The 15,158-nt window shown below is 74.3% G+C and carries 12 protein-coding genes; 2 read left to right on the top strand and 10 right to left on the bottom strand.

Annotated features, from left to right (window positions below; translation table 11 throughout):
- Positions 1 to 354: 354 nt before the first annotated feature.
- Genes ACZ7LT_RS21580 through ACZ7LT_RS21560 form a run of 5 tightly spaced genes read right to left on the bottom strand, consistent with a single transcriptional unit; the run spans position 355 to position 7,117 of the window.
- On the bottom strand, positions 355 to 2,340 hold the full coding sequence (locus tag ACZ7LT_RS21580; RefSeq protein ID WP_471237684.1) for a protein kinase domain-containing protein: 1,986 nt from the start codon (positions 2,338 to 2,340) through the stop codon (positions 355 to 357).
- Positions 2,340 to 5,105, bottom strand: coding sequence for an outer membrane protein assembly factor BamB family protein (locus ACZ7LT_RS21575; protein WP_471237683.1), 2,766 nt, complete (start codon positions 5,103 to 5,105; stop codon positions 2,340 to 2,342). Before ACZ7LT_RS21575 ends, ACZ7LT_RS21580 begins: the two co-directional genes overlap by 1 nt.
- A gap of 35 nt (positions 5,106 to 5,140) precedes the next feature.
- The gene (locus ACZ7LT_RS21570; protein ID WP_471237682.1) at positions 5,141 to 5,416 is read right to left on the bottom strand and encodes a hypothetical protein; all 276 of its coding nucleotides are present in this window, start codon (positions 5,414 to 5,416) and stop codon (positions 5,141 to 5,143) included.
- A 10-nt stretch (positions 5,417 to 5,426) separates the two neighbouring features.
- Positions 5,427 to 6,152 (bottom strand): TetR/AcrR family transcriptional regulator, encoded by a 726-nt coding sequence (locus ACZ7LT_RS21565; RefSeq protein WP_471237681.1) that lies wholly within the window; start codon positions 6,150 to 6,152, stop codon positions 5,427 to 5,429.
- A 29-nt stretch (positions 6,153 to 6,181) separates the two neighbouring features.
- Positions 6,182 to 7,117 (bottom strand): AurF N-oxygenase family protein, encoded by a 936-nt coding sequence (locus ACZ7LT_RS21560; RefSeq protein ID WP_471237680.1) that lies wholly within the window; start codon positions 7,115 to 7,117, stop codon positions 6,182 to 6,184.
- Between the two features lie 171 nt (positions 7,118 to 7,288).
- Between ACZ7LT_RS21560 and ACZ7LT_RS21555 the strand changes: the two genes are divergently transcribed.
- Both ACZ7LT_RS21555 and ACZ7LT_RS21550 read left to right on the top strand, forming a co-directional pair.
- Positions 7,289 to 8,395, top strand: a complete 1,107-nt coding sequence (locus ACZ7LT_RS21555) for a ferritin-like domain-containing protein (RefSeq protein WP_471237679.1) — start codon at positions 7,289 to 7,291, stop codon at positions 8,393 to 8,395.
- A 93-nt stretch (positions 8,396 to 8,488) separates the two neighbouring features.
- Positions 8,489 to 9,319 carry a hypothetical protein gene (locus ACZ7LT_RS21550; RefSeq protein WP_471237678.1) on the top strand — a complete coding sequence of 277 codons (831 nt, stop codon included), beginning with the start codon at positions 8,489 to 8,491 and terminating at the stop codon, positions 9,317 to 9,319.
- Positions 9,320 to 9,497: 178 nt separating this feature from the next.
- On the opposite strand, the gene ACZ7LT_RS21545 is transcribed toward ACZ7LT_RS21550, so the two are convergent.
- The 5 genes from ACZ7LT_RS21545 to ACZ7LT_RS21525 form a co-directional block, all read right to left on the bottom strand.
- On the bottom strand, positions 9,498 to 10,961 hold the full coding sequence (locus tag ACZ7LT_RS21545; RefSeq protein ID WP_471237677.1) for a penicillin-binding transpeptidase domain-containing protein: 1,464 nt from the start codon (positions 10,959 to 10,961) through the stop codon (positions 9,498 to 9,500).
- A complete protein-coding gene (locus ACZ7LT_RS21540; RefSeq protein ID WP_471237676.1) occupies positions 10,958 to 12,337 on the bottom strand; it encodes an FtsW/RodA/SpoVE family cell cycle protein in 1,380 nt (459 codons plus the stop codon). The genes ACZ7LT_RS21545 and ACZ7LT_RS21540 overlap by 4 nt, the downstream gene beginning before the upstream one ends.
- A gap of 27 nt (positions 12,338 to 12,364) precedes the next feature.
- The gene (locus tag ACZ7LT_RS21535) at positions 12,365 to 13,735 is read right to left on the bottom strand and encodes an ATP-binding protein (protein ID WP_471237675.1); all 1,371 of its coding nucleotides are present in this window, start codon (positions 13,733 to 13,735) and stop codon (positions 12,365 to 12,367) included.
- Positions 13,732 to 14,508: a hypothetical protein gene (locus ACZ7LT_RS21530; protein ID WP_471237674.1), complete on the bottom strand. Its 777-nt coding sequence runs from the start codon at positions 14,506 to 14,508 to the stop codon at positions 13,732 to 13,734. Before ACZ7LT_RS21530 ends, ACZ7LT_RS21535 begins: the two co-directional genes overlap by 4 nt.
- Before the next feature lie 251 nt (positions 14,509 to 14,759).
- Positions 14,760 to 14,999 carry a hypothetical protein gene (locus ACZ7LT_RS21525; protein ID WP_471237673.1) on the bottom strand — a complete coding sequence of 80 codons (240 nt, stop codon included), beginning with the start codon at positions 14,997 to 14,999 and terminating at the stop codon, positions 14,760 to 14,762.
- Between the last annotated feature and the right edge of the window lie 159 nt (positions 15,000 to 15,158).

Genomic DNA, 15,158 nt, shown 5'->3' with positions numbered 1-15,158 from the left:
TTGGGCGCCCTCGGGGGCCGGGGCTGGTCGGCCCCGGGCCTGCCGGTGCGGTGCGCCGCCAGGGCGGAGGCCCTGCGGTGGCCGCCGACGGCCGCGTCGCCGCGGGGCGTCCCCAGCGCGGTCCGCAGCCTCGCCGGGGACCCGCCGGCCCCGGCCGCCGACGCCCGCAGGGGCTGGGATGCGGCGGTTCTTGGTCCGTTGGGCGCGCTCGGAGGCTGGGGTTCGGCAGGTCGGCGTTGTGCCGGTGCCGCCAGGGGGGAGGCCCCTGCGGTGCCGGTCGTCGCACGCCCCGTTGCCGCAGCCCGGCCCCCGGCCGCCCAGGACGGAGCTCAGAGGCCGCCGCCAAAGGCCCCGTCAGAACTCCGCGCGGGCCGTCACCAGGGCTCCCCGTTGCCAGATCACCGCGCCCCGCAGGGCCGTGCCGCGCCAGGGGCCGGTGGTGCCGGCGGTGAAGCGGTAGCGTTCCGCGCCGCGGGGGGTGTCGATCGCCGAGACGCCGGTGTCGCCGCCGATCACGACGTAGACGCCGTCGGCCGTGGCGAACGGCTCCACCGCGCCGTCCGGGAAGTCGGTGCGGAACGTCCACCGGGGCTGGCCGTCGCCCAGGGCGTGGGCGCGGACCGAGTCGCCGTCGGTGGCGTAGACCGTGCCGGCGACGACGCACGGGGCGCCGACGCGCGGGTCGTCCGGGCGGACCGGGGGCGCGCCCGCCGCCGGCGACGACCATCGTTGCGTGCCGTCCAGGAGCGAGCCCGCCCACAGCCGTTGTCCGCCCAGGACCGCCAGGCCCGCACCGAACGCCGGGCGCAGCGGGACCGGGGAGCCCGTGTCGTGGTGCCAGGACGGTGAGCCGTCGGCCGTGTCCAGGGCGTGGACGCGGCCCGCCGCGCCCGCAAGCAGCAGCCTGCCCGGCGCCGCCACGGCCGAAGGGGACGGCCCGAGCGGCCCCGGTGCGGCCACCTGCCACCGCGTGCGCCCGTCGGACGCCGCGACGGCGACGACCCGGCCCGTGCGGCCGAGGGCGTACACCGCGTCCGCGTCGGCCGCCAGCAGCCGCGCCACCGCCGTCCCGCCGCGCCAGCGCTTCTCCCCGGTCTCCGGATCGAGCGCCACGACGCGCCCCTCACGGTCCAGCGCCAGCGGCCGCGCCGCCGCGACCGGCCCGCCGCCCGCGCGGTACGTCCACCGCTCCCGCCCGGTCACCGGATCGAGCGCCGCCACCACCCCGCCCGCCCGGCCGATCAGCACCACATCCCCGGCCGGTGTCGGACCGAACGGCACCGCAGGATCCGCCGCCGTATCCGTCCAGACCGTCGGCGGTACCTCACCCTGCCCGCCGCTCCACCGCGCAAGCCGCGCCACGGCCCCCTCCTCGCCGTACCAACGCCACACCCCCGCCCCCGCCCCGGCGAGCAGCGCCGCGCCCCCGGCCGCCGCGAGCAGCACCCGGCGCCGGGACCGGGGCCGCACCCCCGTCAGCCCGGCCACCCGGTCCGCCCGCGCGGCGATGTCCTCGACGACCCCCGGCGGCAGCCACCGCGCCGCGGGTACCTCGGGCCACCGGACGGCCAGTTCGGCCGCCGTCGGCCGCCGCGCCGGGTCCTTGGCGAGGCAGCGGGCCAGCAACGGTCGCAGCCCGGGCGGCACATGACCGAGATCCGGCTCCTCGTGGGCGATGGCGAACGCCGCGAGCGTGAAGTCGGCGCCGAAGGCGTGATGCCCGCCCGCCGCGTACACCAGCAGCGCGCCGAGCACGAACACATCGCTCGGCGGCCCGGTCTTCCGGCCGAGGATCTGCTCGGGCGACATGTAGCCGGGCGAGCCCGGCATCTGGCCGGTGACGGTGAGCGCCGTGGCGTCCACGTCGCGGGCGATGCCGAAGTCGACGACCCGCGGCCCGTCGGCGGCCAGCAGCACGTTGGACGGTTTGAGGTCGCGGTGCACGATCCCCGCCGTGTGCAGCGCCTCCAGCGCCCGGGCCAGCGCGCCGCCGAGCGCCGCCACCGCCTCCTCGGGCAGCGGCCCGCGCCCCTCCACGCACTCGCCGAGCGTCGGCCCCACCACGAACTCGGTCGCGAACCACGGCGGCCGGGCCGCCAGGTCCGACCCCAGCACCCCCGCGACATACGGGTGCGTCACGGCGGACGCGGCCCGGATCTCGCGACCGAACCGGGCGAGCAGCTGCGGCTCGTGCGCCAGGTCCGGCAGGAGCGTCTTCACCGCCACCGGCATGCGGCCCTCACGCCCGAGATACACCGTGCCCATGCCGCCCGAGCCGACCACCCCGAGCAGGGTGTACGGCCCGAGCCGCGCGGGATCCTCGGCCCCGAGCGGCCGCATCAGTCCACGGGGAGGGCGTAGTACGCCCGGCCGCGGCCCACGACCACGGTTTGTCCGGCGGCCAGGACGCGGTACGGCTCCGACGGCGGCTCGGGCTGCTTCGGCGTCTGGACCCCGGCGTCCTGGAACTTCCACAGCCGCCGGCCGTCCTCCGCGCCGAACGCGGTGACCTGGGTGGCGTCCGCCGCCAGCACCGTCCGCCCGCTCGCGCCGACCACGATCTCCGGGCTCGCCGCGGCGGCCGGCCCGGCCGGCGCCTCGGTGGCCCGCTGCCAGCGCACGGCCCCGCCGGTCGCGTCGAGCGCGAACACCGTCTGGGAGCGCTGGGCGACGTACAGCGCGGAGCCGTGCCGCACCGGCCGCCCGAAGGCGAGCGCCGGACCGGCCGGCCGCTTCCAGACCTGGGCGCCGGTGCCGGAGGCGTACCCGAACACCGCGCCCGGCAGGGCCGCGTACACCCGTCCCTCCACGTCGCCGGTCACCGGCGTGGTCAGGGAGACCGTGCCGAACTGCCGCTTCCACCGCAGCTTCCCGGTCGCCCGGTCGTAGCCGTAGAAGACGGCGCGGCCCTTCTGGGCCTTGGCCTGGGCGGCGGTGAGGGTGGCGGCGTTCTGCCGTACGACGAGCTCGGCCGGGCGGACCGCGACCAGTTCGTACGTCCCCGGGGCGGGCGTGCGCCACAACTCCTTGCGGCGGACGACGTCGTAGGCGAACAGCGCGGCCGGAGCGGTGCACCAGACGACCGGGCCGTCCTGCCCGACGACGCCGGTCAGGCCCTGGTGCGGGGCGCGGTGCTCGATCTTGCCGCTGCTGGGGGAGAGCCACAGGAACTCGCTCGCGCCCGCCACGAACACCGGCCCGTCGGCCGTGGGCAGCGCCCGCCGCGCCGACGCCGCGCCGGGCTGCTCCCAGATCCGCCGACCCGTGGCCAGGTCGACGGCGGTGGTCCCGGCGGGGGAGGTCAGCAGCAGCCGATGCCGGTCGACAGCGGCGCTCGCGGCGGCCGGATGCTCGTACCGCCATGCCGCGACCGGCGGCACGCCGGCCACCGGGGGCCGTGGCTTGGTGGCGGCCGGCTTGGGCCGGGGCGCGGGGCTCTCGTCACCGCCCGCGGCCAGCGCGAACCCGCCCACCGCACCGACGAGCAGCCCACCCCCGGCCCCGATGAGCAGCGCCCGCCGGTCGAGCCCCTTGCCGTCCTTGGTGGGGCCGGCCCCAGGGGTCACGTGCGGCGGCACGACGGCCGCGGGCAGCGGGGCGCGCTGCCCGGGCACGACCAGCTGCGTCGTGACTCGAGCGGGGGCTTGGGTGTGGGGCAGGGCGCCGAGCTGGGTAGTGGCTGTGTCGGGCGCGGCGGGCGGCAGGGCGGCGCCGGGCGCGCCGGGCGCGCCGGGGGCGGGTGTCCTGGGCGCGGCCGGTGTGGCGGGCACGCCGGGCGCCAAGGCGGCGACCGGCGCCGCAGGCGGCAGGGCTGCCAGCGGCGCCACGGGCGCCTGTGCCTGCGCGCCCGTACGGAATTGCGTCGTTACGGGGTCCTGCCCGGCGGAGGCCTGTGCCACCGCTCCCGCGCGGAACCGCGTCGTGACCGGATCCTCTGCGACGCCCTCGCCGGTGGTCCGCGTGTCCGGGCCGTCCTCGCCGGTGGTCCGCGTGTCCGGGCTGTCCGCGTCGGTGGCCTGCGTGCCTGCGCCGGCCTCACCCGTGACCCCAGCGTCTGCGTCGGCCTCCCCCGTGACCCCAGCGTCCGCGTCGGCCTCGCCGGTGGCCCGCGTGCCTGCGACGTCCCCGCCGGTTCTCTCCGCGACGTCCGCGCCGCCCTCGCCCGTGACCCGCGCCTCCGCGCCGGCCCCACCCGCGGCCCCCGCGTCCGCCCCCGCCGTCACCACGTCCTCCCCGGACACCACCCGCCCCACCTCCGCCTCCCGCGCCGCGAGGGCGTTCAGAAGCGTCGATGGCAGCCAGCCGTCCCGGGCGAGGGCGGCCGCGCCCTCCAGGGCCAGGGTGGCGGCGGCCGAGCCCGCCGAGGGGCGGGCGGACGGGGACTTGGTCAGGCAGTCGGCGACCAGCGGGCGCAACGCGTCCGGGACGGCGGTCAGTTCGGGGTCCTTGTGGGCGATCTCCGCGCTGTCGCCCAGCGGTGTCGTCCCGGTCGCCGCGTACGTCAGCAGCAGGCCCAGCACGAACAGGTCCGACTCCGGGCCCGGTTCCTTGCCCGCGATCTGTTCGGGGGTCAGGTAGCCGAGCCGTACGGACAGCTGCCCGCCCGGTCCGGCCTGCGCGGACGCCGCCGCGCCCAGTGCTCCGTACGCCGTCAGCCGGGGGCCGTCCGCGGCCAGCTCCACCGTCTCGGGCGTCAGGCCGTGCAGGACCGCCCCGGTGGCGTGGACCCGGGAGAGGGTCTCGGCGAGACCGGCGCCCAGTATCCGGACCGCCTTCTCGGGCAGCGGACCGGCCAGGGAGATCGCCTCGGCGAGCGTCAGACCGGGCACATAGGCGTCCACGGTCCACAGCTCGTCGCCCTCGCCGGCGGCGAGCGGCGGGCACACCCAGCCGCCCGCGAGCCGCTCCGCCGTCCGGGTCTCGGCGCGGAAACGGCGCCGGAAGGCGGGCACCGCGGCCAGCTCGGGACGGGGCACGGTCACCACCACCGGGGCCCCGGCCTCGTCGCGGCCGAGGTACCGCACGGCCGCCGCCGTCTGACGCAGCCGGGCTCGTACGACGTACGGCCCGACCTGGCGCGGATCGTCCTGCTGCAGCGGCTCCACGACGGGCCTCCCCCCTGATGACACGAGGGTCGATCTTATGGGGCGCCGTTCGGCTTCGACCAGGGCCACTTGAGGGTGCGGCGCTCGCGGCCCTCGGGGGCGTACTCGTACTTCCAGCCCGTCTGCAGGCCAAGCCGCCTGCTGTGGCCGGCCGGCTCGCGGCGGTAGGTGTACACGGTCGGGGGACCACCCTCGGCGGCCGGTACCGGCACCTCGTACCACTTGGGCGGGTGACCGGTCGGCCCGACGAGGACGGCCAGCACGCGCCCGTCCAGGGGGCCGCCGTAGAACGGGGTCTTCTCGCTTCTCACGGCACCAGTGTCATATGAGGTGGGCGGCCTCGCCCACGACGGGGATCACCCGCCGGGCGAGCGTGCCCACCGGACCGTGCGCCGTCTCCTGCGCCAGCAGCAGTTTCACCGCCGCCGCCGTCTCCTCGTCGTTCGCCGAGGTGGCCGTGAGCAGCGCGATCAGATGGTCGACGAGCCAGTCCCGCAGCTCGGTGGCGGACGGCTGCTTCTCCTCGTCCAGCCAGATCAGCGAGGCCGCCTCGACCGCCGCGATCCACGTACGGACCATCATCCGCAGCCGCGGTCCCGGCCGGCCGGCGCCGAGGTGGATCAGGATCTGCTCGGCCGCCGCCCGCCGCACCTCGTCGACGATCGCGGTCGTCCGGGACGTCTCGGCGACGCTGCCGCCGCGCAGCAGGGCACTGAACCCGGCGTCGTGCTGGTCGACGAAGTGGAGGTACCGGTCGAGGACCCGGGTCAGCCGCTCGGTGGGCGGCCCCTCGGGCGGCTCGGTGAAGCACAGCTCCAGCTCGTCGGCGGCCGAGCGCAGCGCCGCCTCGTACAACTGCTGCTTCCCGCCGGGGAAGTAGCGGTAGACGAGCGGCCGGGAGACCCCGGCCGCCTCGGCGACGTCGTCCAGCGACACCTCCTCGGGCGCCCGGTGCGCGAAGAGCGACAGGGCGGCGCCCAGGAGTTGCCTGCGCCGCTCCTCGACACTGAGCCGGCGGTACGCGGGCGGCGTGGCGGGACTGGTCATGTACGCAGCGTAGCCCCGCGGGCCCCCGCTCAGGCGAGGAGCCCGGAGGACTTCCACAGCGAGCGGCCGACTCCGCGCAGCACGCCGATGTCGTCGAGGAAGTCCGTCAGCCGCCGCGCCCCCGACTGCATGACCTCGCGGCGGTGGCCGCTCGCCTTCACCTGGGCGACGGCCTCGCGGCGGTCCAGGCCGACGTTCTCGTACACCTTCGGATTGACGAAGCAGACGGAGAAGACCCGGGCGGCTTCGCCGCAGCTGATCCGGGTGAACTCCTGCTCCCAGCGCGGCGCGGTCACCATCTGGCGGCGCAACTCCTCGCGGGCGTAGCGCACATGGCGGGCCTCCTCGACCACATGGATCCGGGTCACGCCGCGCACAAGCGTCTGGACGCGCTCGTCCGGGAAGGTCAGCCGCTGCATCCAGTCGAGGATCTCCTCACCGAGGAGGGTCGCCGCGAACGAGCCGGGGGTGGTCGAGACGGTCTTCAGGACGCGCGCGAGGTTGTGGTACAGCCGGGGGACGGGGTACGTCGGCGCGCCGCCCTTCTGGATCATCCGGGCGAACATCATCGAATGGCGGCATTCGTCGGCTATTTCCGTGAGGGCGTAGCGGACGTGGCTGCTGGTGACGGGCTTGTCGTAGATGTGCCGGACCAGCAGCTGCATCAGGATGATCTCGAACCAGATGCCGAGGGAGGCCAGCGACGCGGCCTCGTGGCGCGCGAGGTCCAGGCGCTGGTCCTCGGACATCTTCTTCCACAGCGGCGTGTCGTAGAGGGAGACCAGCTCCGGCGGCCAGAACCACTTGCCCTCCTCCAGGGGGGCGTCCCAGTCGAGCTCCTTGTCGGGGTCGAAGGAGTGCTTGGCGGAGGACTCGAGCAGTCGCTCGGCGACCTGCTCGCGGTCCCGCAGCGGGCCGAGCGCGTCACGCAGGACGGTCAGGTCGCGTTCGGTCACGGTCGTCATGGCGGAGTCCACCTCGTCCTTGGGGTTACTCGGGGTTCGCGTCTTATGAGACTGCGTGTCAGCAAGCCCGTCAATCCCCCGTGCGCGACTTGTTGACCCCTTGTCTACCAACGTGTGAGCCTGCCAAGTGCCCACCCGTGCGCGGAAGTCCGTGACCCGAAGGAGCCGTCAGTGTCGACGTACGACCTTTACACGAACGACCCGGGAGCCCCCGTCTGGCAGGTGCCCGCCGCCGGCGCGGCCCGCTTCAGCTGGGAGTACGACGACGGCAGAGACCGTCTCCTCGCCCTCTACCAGAAGGGCAAGGACAAGCAGTGGGACGGCGCCACCCGCATCGACTGGGACCTGGAGGTCGATCCGTACGACCCGCTCGGCGCCCCCGACGAGTCCCTCACGCTCCACGGCACCCGCCACTGGGCCAAGATGGCCGACCGGGACAAGGGGGACCTGCGCCGGCACTACGCCTCCTGGCAGTTCAGCCAGTTCCTCCACGGTGAGCAGGGCGCGATGGTGTGCGCCGCCCGCATCGTCGAGTCCGTGCCCGACCTCGACGCCAAGTTCTACTCCGCGACCCAGACCATGGACGAGGCGCGCCACGCCGAGATCTACGGCCGCTTCCTGCGCGACAAGATCGGCATGCTCTACCCGATCAACGACAACCTCCAAGGGCTGCTCGGCGACACCCTGCGCGACTCCCGCTGGGACATGCCCTATCTCGGCATGCAGGTCCTGATAGAGGGCCTCGCGCTGGCCGCGTTCGGAATGATCCGGGACACCACGGACAAGCCGCTGCCCAAACAGATCCTCGCCTACGTCATGCAGGACGAGGCCCGCCATGTGGCCTTCGGCCGGATGGCGCTGCGCGACTACTACCGCCAGCTCACCGACGCCGAGCTGCGCGAACGCGAGGAATTCGTCATCGAGGGCTGCTATCTGATGCGCGACCGGCTGCGCGGCGTCGAGGTGCTGGAGAACTTCGGCATCCCGAGGAAGGAGGCCGAGCAGTATGCCGAGCAGTCCGAGTTCCTCGCCCTCTTCCGCAAACTGCTGTTCAGCCGGATCGTCCCCTGCGTCAAGGACATCGGCCTGTGGGGCGAACGCCTCCAGAAGGCCTACCTGGACATGGGCGTCTTCGACCTCGGCGACTCCAACCTCGACCTGCTGATGAGCGAGGACGAGGAGATCGCCGAACGCCTCGACCGCGAGCGGTTCGCCGCCGAGGAGACCGCGCGGGTCGCGGAGGTGCGCCGGACCATCGAGGAAGGAGCGACGACGTAGGGAGGGCCCGCGACGGAGCAGGGAGCGAGGGGCCACGACGTCGTGGCGAGGGGGCCACGCGGGAGCGCGCGGGGCGTGCCGTAGGTTGCGGGGATGACCACGCCGCCGCAACCGCCGTACCACCCGCAGCCTCAGGGACACCCGCAGCCCCAGGGGTACCCCCAGCAGCCCGGGCCCGCGCCCGCCCCCGGCCCGTACGGCCCGCCGCAGGGCATGCCGCCGCAGCCGTTCCCGCAGCAGTACCCGGGCCAGGGCGCCTGGGGCGGGCCGCCCATGGGGCCGCCGCCGAAGAAGAAGCGGACCGGACTCGTCATCGGCATCGTGGCCGGGTCCGTGGTGCTGCTCGGCGGGCTCGGCTACGGCGTCTACGCCCTGCTCGACGCCGCCTCCGGCGCCTCCAGGCCCTTCCCCGAGGCCAAGTACCGCCTCACCGTGCAAAAGACGCTCCTCGACGGCGAGTACAAGCTCCTCAGCGACGTCTCCAAGACCGAGGGCAAGGAGGTCGAGAACACCTACGACCCCAGCGTGCGCGACGCGAAGGCCGCCATCGCGCAGTACCAGGGCGCCTCCGAGTCCGTGCTCGTCGTCTCCGGCTTCCATGGCCGCCTCAAGGACCCGAAGAACACCCGCGAGCAGATACTCAAGGGTGCGGCCACCGACAAGGGAACCACCGTCGTCGTCCGGCCCAAGGACTTCAAGCCCGCCGGCTCCGACGTCACGGTCACCTGCCAGGTCGCCCGCACCAAGGACGGCGGCATGGAGAGCACCTTCCCCATGTGCGCCTGGGGCGACGACAACACCGCCTCCTTCGTCGCGATCATCAACCCGGAGATCGCCCGGAAGGACCCCAAGAAGGTCGACCTGGCCGAGCTCGCCGACCAGACGGCCAAGGTCCGCGACGAGATGCGCACCCCGATCGGCTGACCGACCGACTCGGCTGACCGACCGACTCGGCTGACCGACGGACCGGCGGCCGCGGTGCCGGCGGGGCGGCGCCTCGCCGTCGGGCGCCCCGCCTCGCCGGGGCCGCGCAGCCGCCGGCGCCGCCCCGAGGGCGGCCCCATCGTCGTCCCCGCCCGGCGCACGGGCCGCGAGCGGCCCCTCACCCCGGCAGCCGCAGCGCCTCCTCCATCACCGCCCGCGCGATCGGCGCCGCGCTGCCGCCGCCGCTGATGTCCGCCCGGTTCGCGGCCGCGTCCTCCACGACGACGGCCACCGCCACCGCGGGCTGCGCCTGCCCCTCCGCCTGCGCCCAGGCGATGAACCAGGCGTACGGCATGCCGGTGTTGCCGAGCCCGTGCTGCGCGGTGCCGGTCTTGCCGCCGACCCGCGCCCCCGGGATCGCCGCGTTCGCCCCCGTGCCGTCCTTCACCGCGTCGACCATCATCCGCTGGAGCCGCCCGGCTGTGGACGGCTGCATCGCCTGACGGTACGTACGCCGCACGGAGCGCCGGACCGTCATCCCGCCCGCGGTCGTGGTCCGATCCACCAGCTGCGGCTGCGCGATCTCGCCGTTGTTGGCGACGGCTGCCGCGACCATCGCCATCTGCAGCGGTGTCGCGGCCGTGTCGAACTGGCCGATGGAGGAGAGCGCCAGCTGGTCGTTGCTCATCCGCGTGTCGAAGGTGGACTTCGCCACCCCGGACGGGATCCGCAGCCTGGTGTCGTTGAAGCCGAACCGCCCCACCGCCTCCACCATCCCCGACAGCCCCACCCGCACCCCGAGGTGGGCCATCACGCTGTTGCACGACCAGCGGATCGCGTACGACAGCGAGGCGTTGCCGCAGCCCGGCACGTCATTGGGCAGCACGCGCGTCGTGCCCGGCAGCAGATACGGGTCCGGCGCGCCGGTCGGCGCGTCGATGTCGGTGACCACCCCGGCGTCCAGCGCCGCCGCCGCCGTCACGATCTTGAAGCTGGAGCCGGGCGGATACGTCTGGCGGATCGCGCGGTTCAGCATCGGCTGCTCCGGCGCCGCGTTCAGCCGCGCCCAGGCCTCGGCCACCGGGGCGCCGGTGCCGGAGAGCAGCCCGGGGTCGTACGACGGGCTGCTGACCAGCGCCAGGATCTTGCCGCTCGACGGTTCGATCGCGGCCACCGCCCCCCGCCTGCCGCCGAGTCCGCGGTAGGCGGCCTTCTGCATCGACGACCTGATGGTGGTGACCGCGTCCCCGCCGGGCCGCCGCCCATGGCTGAGGTCGGACCAGAACGGGAACGGCGCGAGCATCGGGTCGGTGCCGGAGAGGACCTCGTCCTCGGCGTTCTCGACCAGCGTCGTGCCGTACGTCTGGGAGGCGTAGCCGGTGACGGGCGCGTACAGCGGGCCGTCCTTGTACGTGCGCTCGTAGCGCAGCTGCTCGCCGCTGTCCCGGGAGCCGGTGACCGGGCTGCCGTCGACGACGACGTCCCCGCGCGGCTGGTCGTAACGGACGATCGCCTGGCGGCGGTTGGCGGGGTTGTGGTTGAGCGCGTCGCCCTGGAACACCTGGATCCGGGCCGCGTTGACCAGCAGCGCGACCAGGAGCAGCAGGCAGAGCGCGGCGGCCCGCCGGATGTAGCGGATCACCGCTCGGCCTCGACGGCGGCGGCGATGACGCCGGTCTCCACGGCCTCGGGCACGGGCGCGCGGGCGAAGTCGCTGACCTTGATCAGCAGCGCGATGATGATCCAGTTGGTGACCACGGACGAACCTCCCTGGGCGAGGAACGGCATGGCCATCCCGGTCAGCGGGATCAGGCCCGTCACGCCGCCGGCGATCACGAAGACCTGGAGCGCCAGGATCGAGGCGAGACCGATGGCGAGGAGCCGGCCGAAGGGATCGCGCAGCGACAGCCCGGCGCGGTAGCCGCGGGCCACGAGCAGCGCGTACAGCAGGAACAGCGCGGTGAGGCCGACCAGTCCGAGCTCCTCGCCCGCGGTGGCCAGGATGAAGTCCGACTTGGCGGCGAAGCCGATCAGGATGGAGTGGCCGAGCCCGAGGCCGGTGCCGAGCATCCCGCCGGCGGCGAACGCGAACAGCGACTGGGCGAGCTGGCCAGGCCCCTGCCCGGCCTCGATCGAGGCGAACGGGTCGAGCCAGTCCTCGACCCGGCTGTGCACATGAGGTTCGAGGGAGCCGACGGCGAACGCGCCGACGGCGGCGAGCAGCAGCCCCACCGCGATCCAGCCGGTGCGCCCGGTCGCCACGTACAGCATGATCACGAACAGGCCGAAGAAGAGCAGCGAGGTGCCGAGGTCCCGTTCGAGGACCAGCACCACGACGCTCAGCAGCCAGATCGTGACGATCGGGCCGAGGACCCGGCCGGTGGGCAGCTGGAGCCGCCAGACCTTGCGGCCGGTGTACGCGAGGGCGTTGTGGCTGGCGGCGAGGTACGCGGCGAAGAAGACGGCGAGCAGGATCTTGGCGAACTCCCCCGGCTGGAAGGAGAATCCGCCGATCCGGATCCAGATCTTGGCCCCGTTCACCGCCGGGAAGAAGATCGGCACGATCATCAGGACGAGCGCGGTGGCCATGGAGAGGTACGCGTACCGCTGGAGCACCCGGTGGTCGCGCAGCGCCAGCACGACCGCGATGAACAGCGCCACCCCCAGCGTCGACCAGATCAGCTGGGTGGGCGCGGCCTCGTCCCGGGGCGTCTCCAGGTCGAGCCGGTAGATCAGCACGAGCCCCAGGCCGTTGAGGAGGACCGCGATCGGCAGCAGCAGCGGATCCGCGTACGGCGCCCGCAGCCGCACCGCGAGGTGCGCGACGAGCGCGAGCATGCCGAGACCGGCGCCGTATCCGGCCACGTCGGGCGGGACGGCGTCGCTGCGGGCGAGGCCGACGGCGGCGTAACCGAAGACCGAGATGAGCACGGCGCAGACGAGGAGGGAGAGTTCCACCCCACGCCGTTTGGTCAGGCGCGGTGCGGGAGGGGGAGCGTCCGCCGTCGTTGCGGTCATGGTCCGCAACGTAGCAAGCGGTAAGCCTTATGTCCCTTTATGTGACGGTGTGCCGCTGTTGGGGGCGAAGGAGGGTGACGGGTCGTCCGGTGGGGCGTCCTCGTCGGGCGCCTCGAACCGCACGTACTCCGGCAGCGTCAGTCGCGCCTCGGCCCCGCCGTCGGGCGCGTTGCCGAAGACCAGCTCCGCGCCGATCACGGACGTCTGGCCCACCGCTATGGTCAGCCCCAGGCCGTGTCCCTTGCTGCCGCTCTCCGTCCGGAACCGCTGCGGACCGCTCTCCAGCAGATACGCCGGATAGCCCGGGCCGTGGTCGCGGACCACCACCACCGGGCCGTCCACGGTCACCTCCACCGGCGCGGCGCCGTGCTTGTGCGCGTTGGTGATGAGGTTGCCGAGCACCCGCTCCAGCCGCCGCTTGTCGGTCTCGACGGCCGCGTCCCGGAGAACCGTGAGCTCGGTCGGTGTGCCGGAGAACCGCACCACCCGCTCCACCAGCGGCCCGAGCGGGTGCACGGCCAGATCCACCTTCTCGGTGCGGGCGTCCAGCCGGGAGATCTCCAGCAGGTCCTCGGTGAGCGCGCGCATCGCCCGCACCCGGTCCTGGACGAGCTCCGCGGGCCGGCCGGCGGGCAGCAGCTCCGCCGCCGCCGACAGGCCGGTCAGCGGGGTACGCAGCTCGTGCGCCACATCGGCGGTGAAGCGCTGCTCGCTCAGCAGCTTGCGCTGGAGCGAGGAGGCCATGGTGTCCAGCGCGCCGGAGACCGTGGCCACCTCGTCCTGGGGGAGCGAAGGATCCTTGGTCCGCGGGTCGTTGACGCGTGCGTCGAGGTCGCCCGCGCTGATCCGGCGGGCCACCGTCGCGGTCAGATGCAGCCGCCGGGTCACCCGGGTCACGGCGAACGCGCCCACCAGCAGCGTCGCCCCGATGGCGAGCACCGACGAGCCCAGGATCGACCGGTCGAGGCCGGTGATCGTCCGGACGCTCAGCGTGTAGTCGACCCGTACGGCCAGCGCCCGCCCGTCGGCCGGGCCCGCCGCCCACATCGTGGGGCGGCCCTCATGGTCGGCGACGACCGTGCCGCGCCGCCCGCGCACCGCCAGAGCGCGCAGCTCGGCCGGGAGCCCCTCGGGATCCACGCCCGCGAACCGCGGCAGCGGCTCCCCCGACTCGTAGGAGCGGGTGACCTCCTCCAGTCGGTCGAGCGCCTTGTCCCGGGCCGTATCGACGGTCTGCCGGGTCACCGACACATGCACGAGCGCGCCGAGCAGCGCCGCGAGCGCGCAGCACATCACGGTGATGAAGACCGCGGCCTTCCAGGTCAGCGTCGCCGTCCAGGCGGGCAGCAGCCGCAGCACCCGGCGGCCGGCCCGGCGACGGCGGCTGCGGGGGCTCATGAGCGGTCCGCCTTCGCGGCCGGGCTCTTCGCCGGAGCGGGGCTGGGATCCGGGTCCGGCTCCCGGGGCTCGGGGGCGCGGGAGATGGAGGGCGGGTTCGGCTTGATGCGGATGATCTCGTCCCGGGTCGGCAGCATGGTCCGCTGCTGCTCGTCCCAGGACCAGGCCGTGCGGTACTCGTAGCCGGGGATGCCCGCCGAGCCGACCCGCAGGATCAGGTCCCGTCCGGCCAGCTCCACGCTGATCACCTGGTCGACCGTGGACATGATCCGGGTGAGCCCGCCGTTCTCGGCGAGGTAGACCCGCACGCCCACCTGCTGGTCCGGCATGCGGATGCCGACGATCAGCTCGTCGCGGCCGTTGCCGGTGAGGTCGCGGTAGTACGGCTTCAGCACCGGGCAGGCCCGGGGCTTGCGCTCGCACTCACCCAGCTGCTTGACCGTTTCTTCGTAGACGCCGTCCGTGCCGCTGTATGTGTCGGGGTGTGCGTTCACCTCGGCGCGGACCACGGCCACCGGGTCGACGGCGTGCACGTCGTTGCCCGGCGCCTTTATCCCCGGCACGCGCTCGGTGTCGCTCTCGCCGTAGTCCAGGGGAGGGTCCGTCGCGGGGGGCAGATCCGGCCACAGCCGCACCGGCCCGATCGCCGTCGGGGTCGGTCCGGCGCTCTGCAGTCCGCCGGCGTTGTCGCAGCCCGTGAGCAGCCCGAAGAGCAGCAGCGCTGCCGCGACCGGCAGCAGTGCGAGGCATATCGGGCGGCCGGACGGGCGCAAGGTGCTCCTTGGGTGTCTCTCGGGTCTCTCGGGAGCCGGAGCTCCGGGCGGTCGGCCGCCCCGTCAACCTTATTCGGAGGGAAGTCCTGTTTGTCCAGTTGATGAACCGCGCGGACACGGAACGTGGCCGTGGAGCGTCCGCCTGATCCCCGGCAGTTGTGGTGAGCGACCGGCACCCTGTGTACCAGCCCCGCCGTCCGGCCCCGCGTCCACCCCCGCGTCCGGCGAAACCGGGGCGGCCGCAGCCTGTGTCAGGACCCGGAGCGGCCGCGGCGCAGCGTCGCGAAGCCGATGCCCGCCGCGCCGACGGCGGCCACGGATCCGCCCGCCACCAGCAGCGTCGAGTGGTCCCGCGCGGTGGAGAAGCCCTCCGCCGCCGACACGGCGGCCGGGGACGGGGGCGCGGCGAAGGCGGCGGTGGCCGGTACCGCCAGCGCCCCGACGACGGCGGCGGTCACGGCGGCGGCGCGAAGACGGGCGTAGGTGCTCACGGTGGTCCTTGGTACGGAGACGCTTCGATGACGCCTGCGACGCTAGGCCGCCTCCATTGCGGCTCCGTAACAGTGCCCCGTACGCGAGCGCGCGAAGCTGTCACCACCTCGCACGGGTTCTGTACAAGTTCTGTCACACCAGGCCGTACGCGCCCGGCG

This window comes from Streptomyces sp. NPDC039465 (assembly GCF_055639315.1).
The sequence above is the reverse complement of the archived record's forward strand: the minus strand, read 5'-3'. Positions and strand labels throughout refer to the sequence as shown.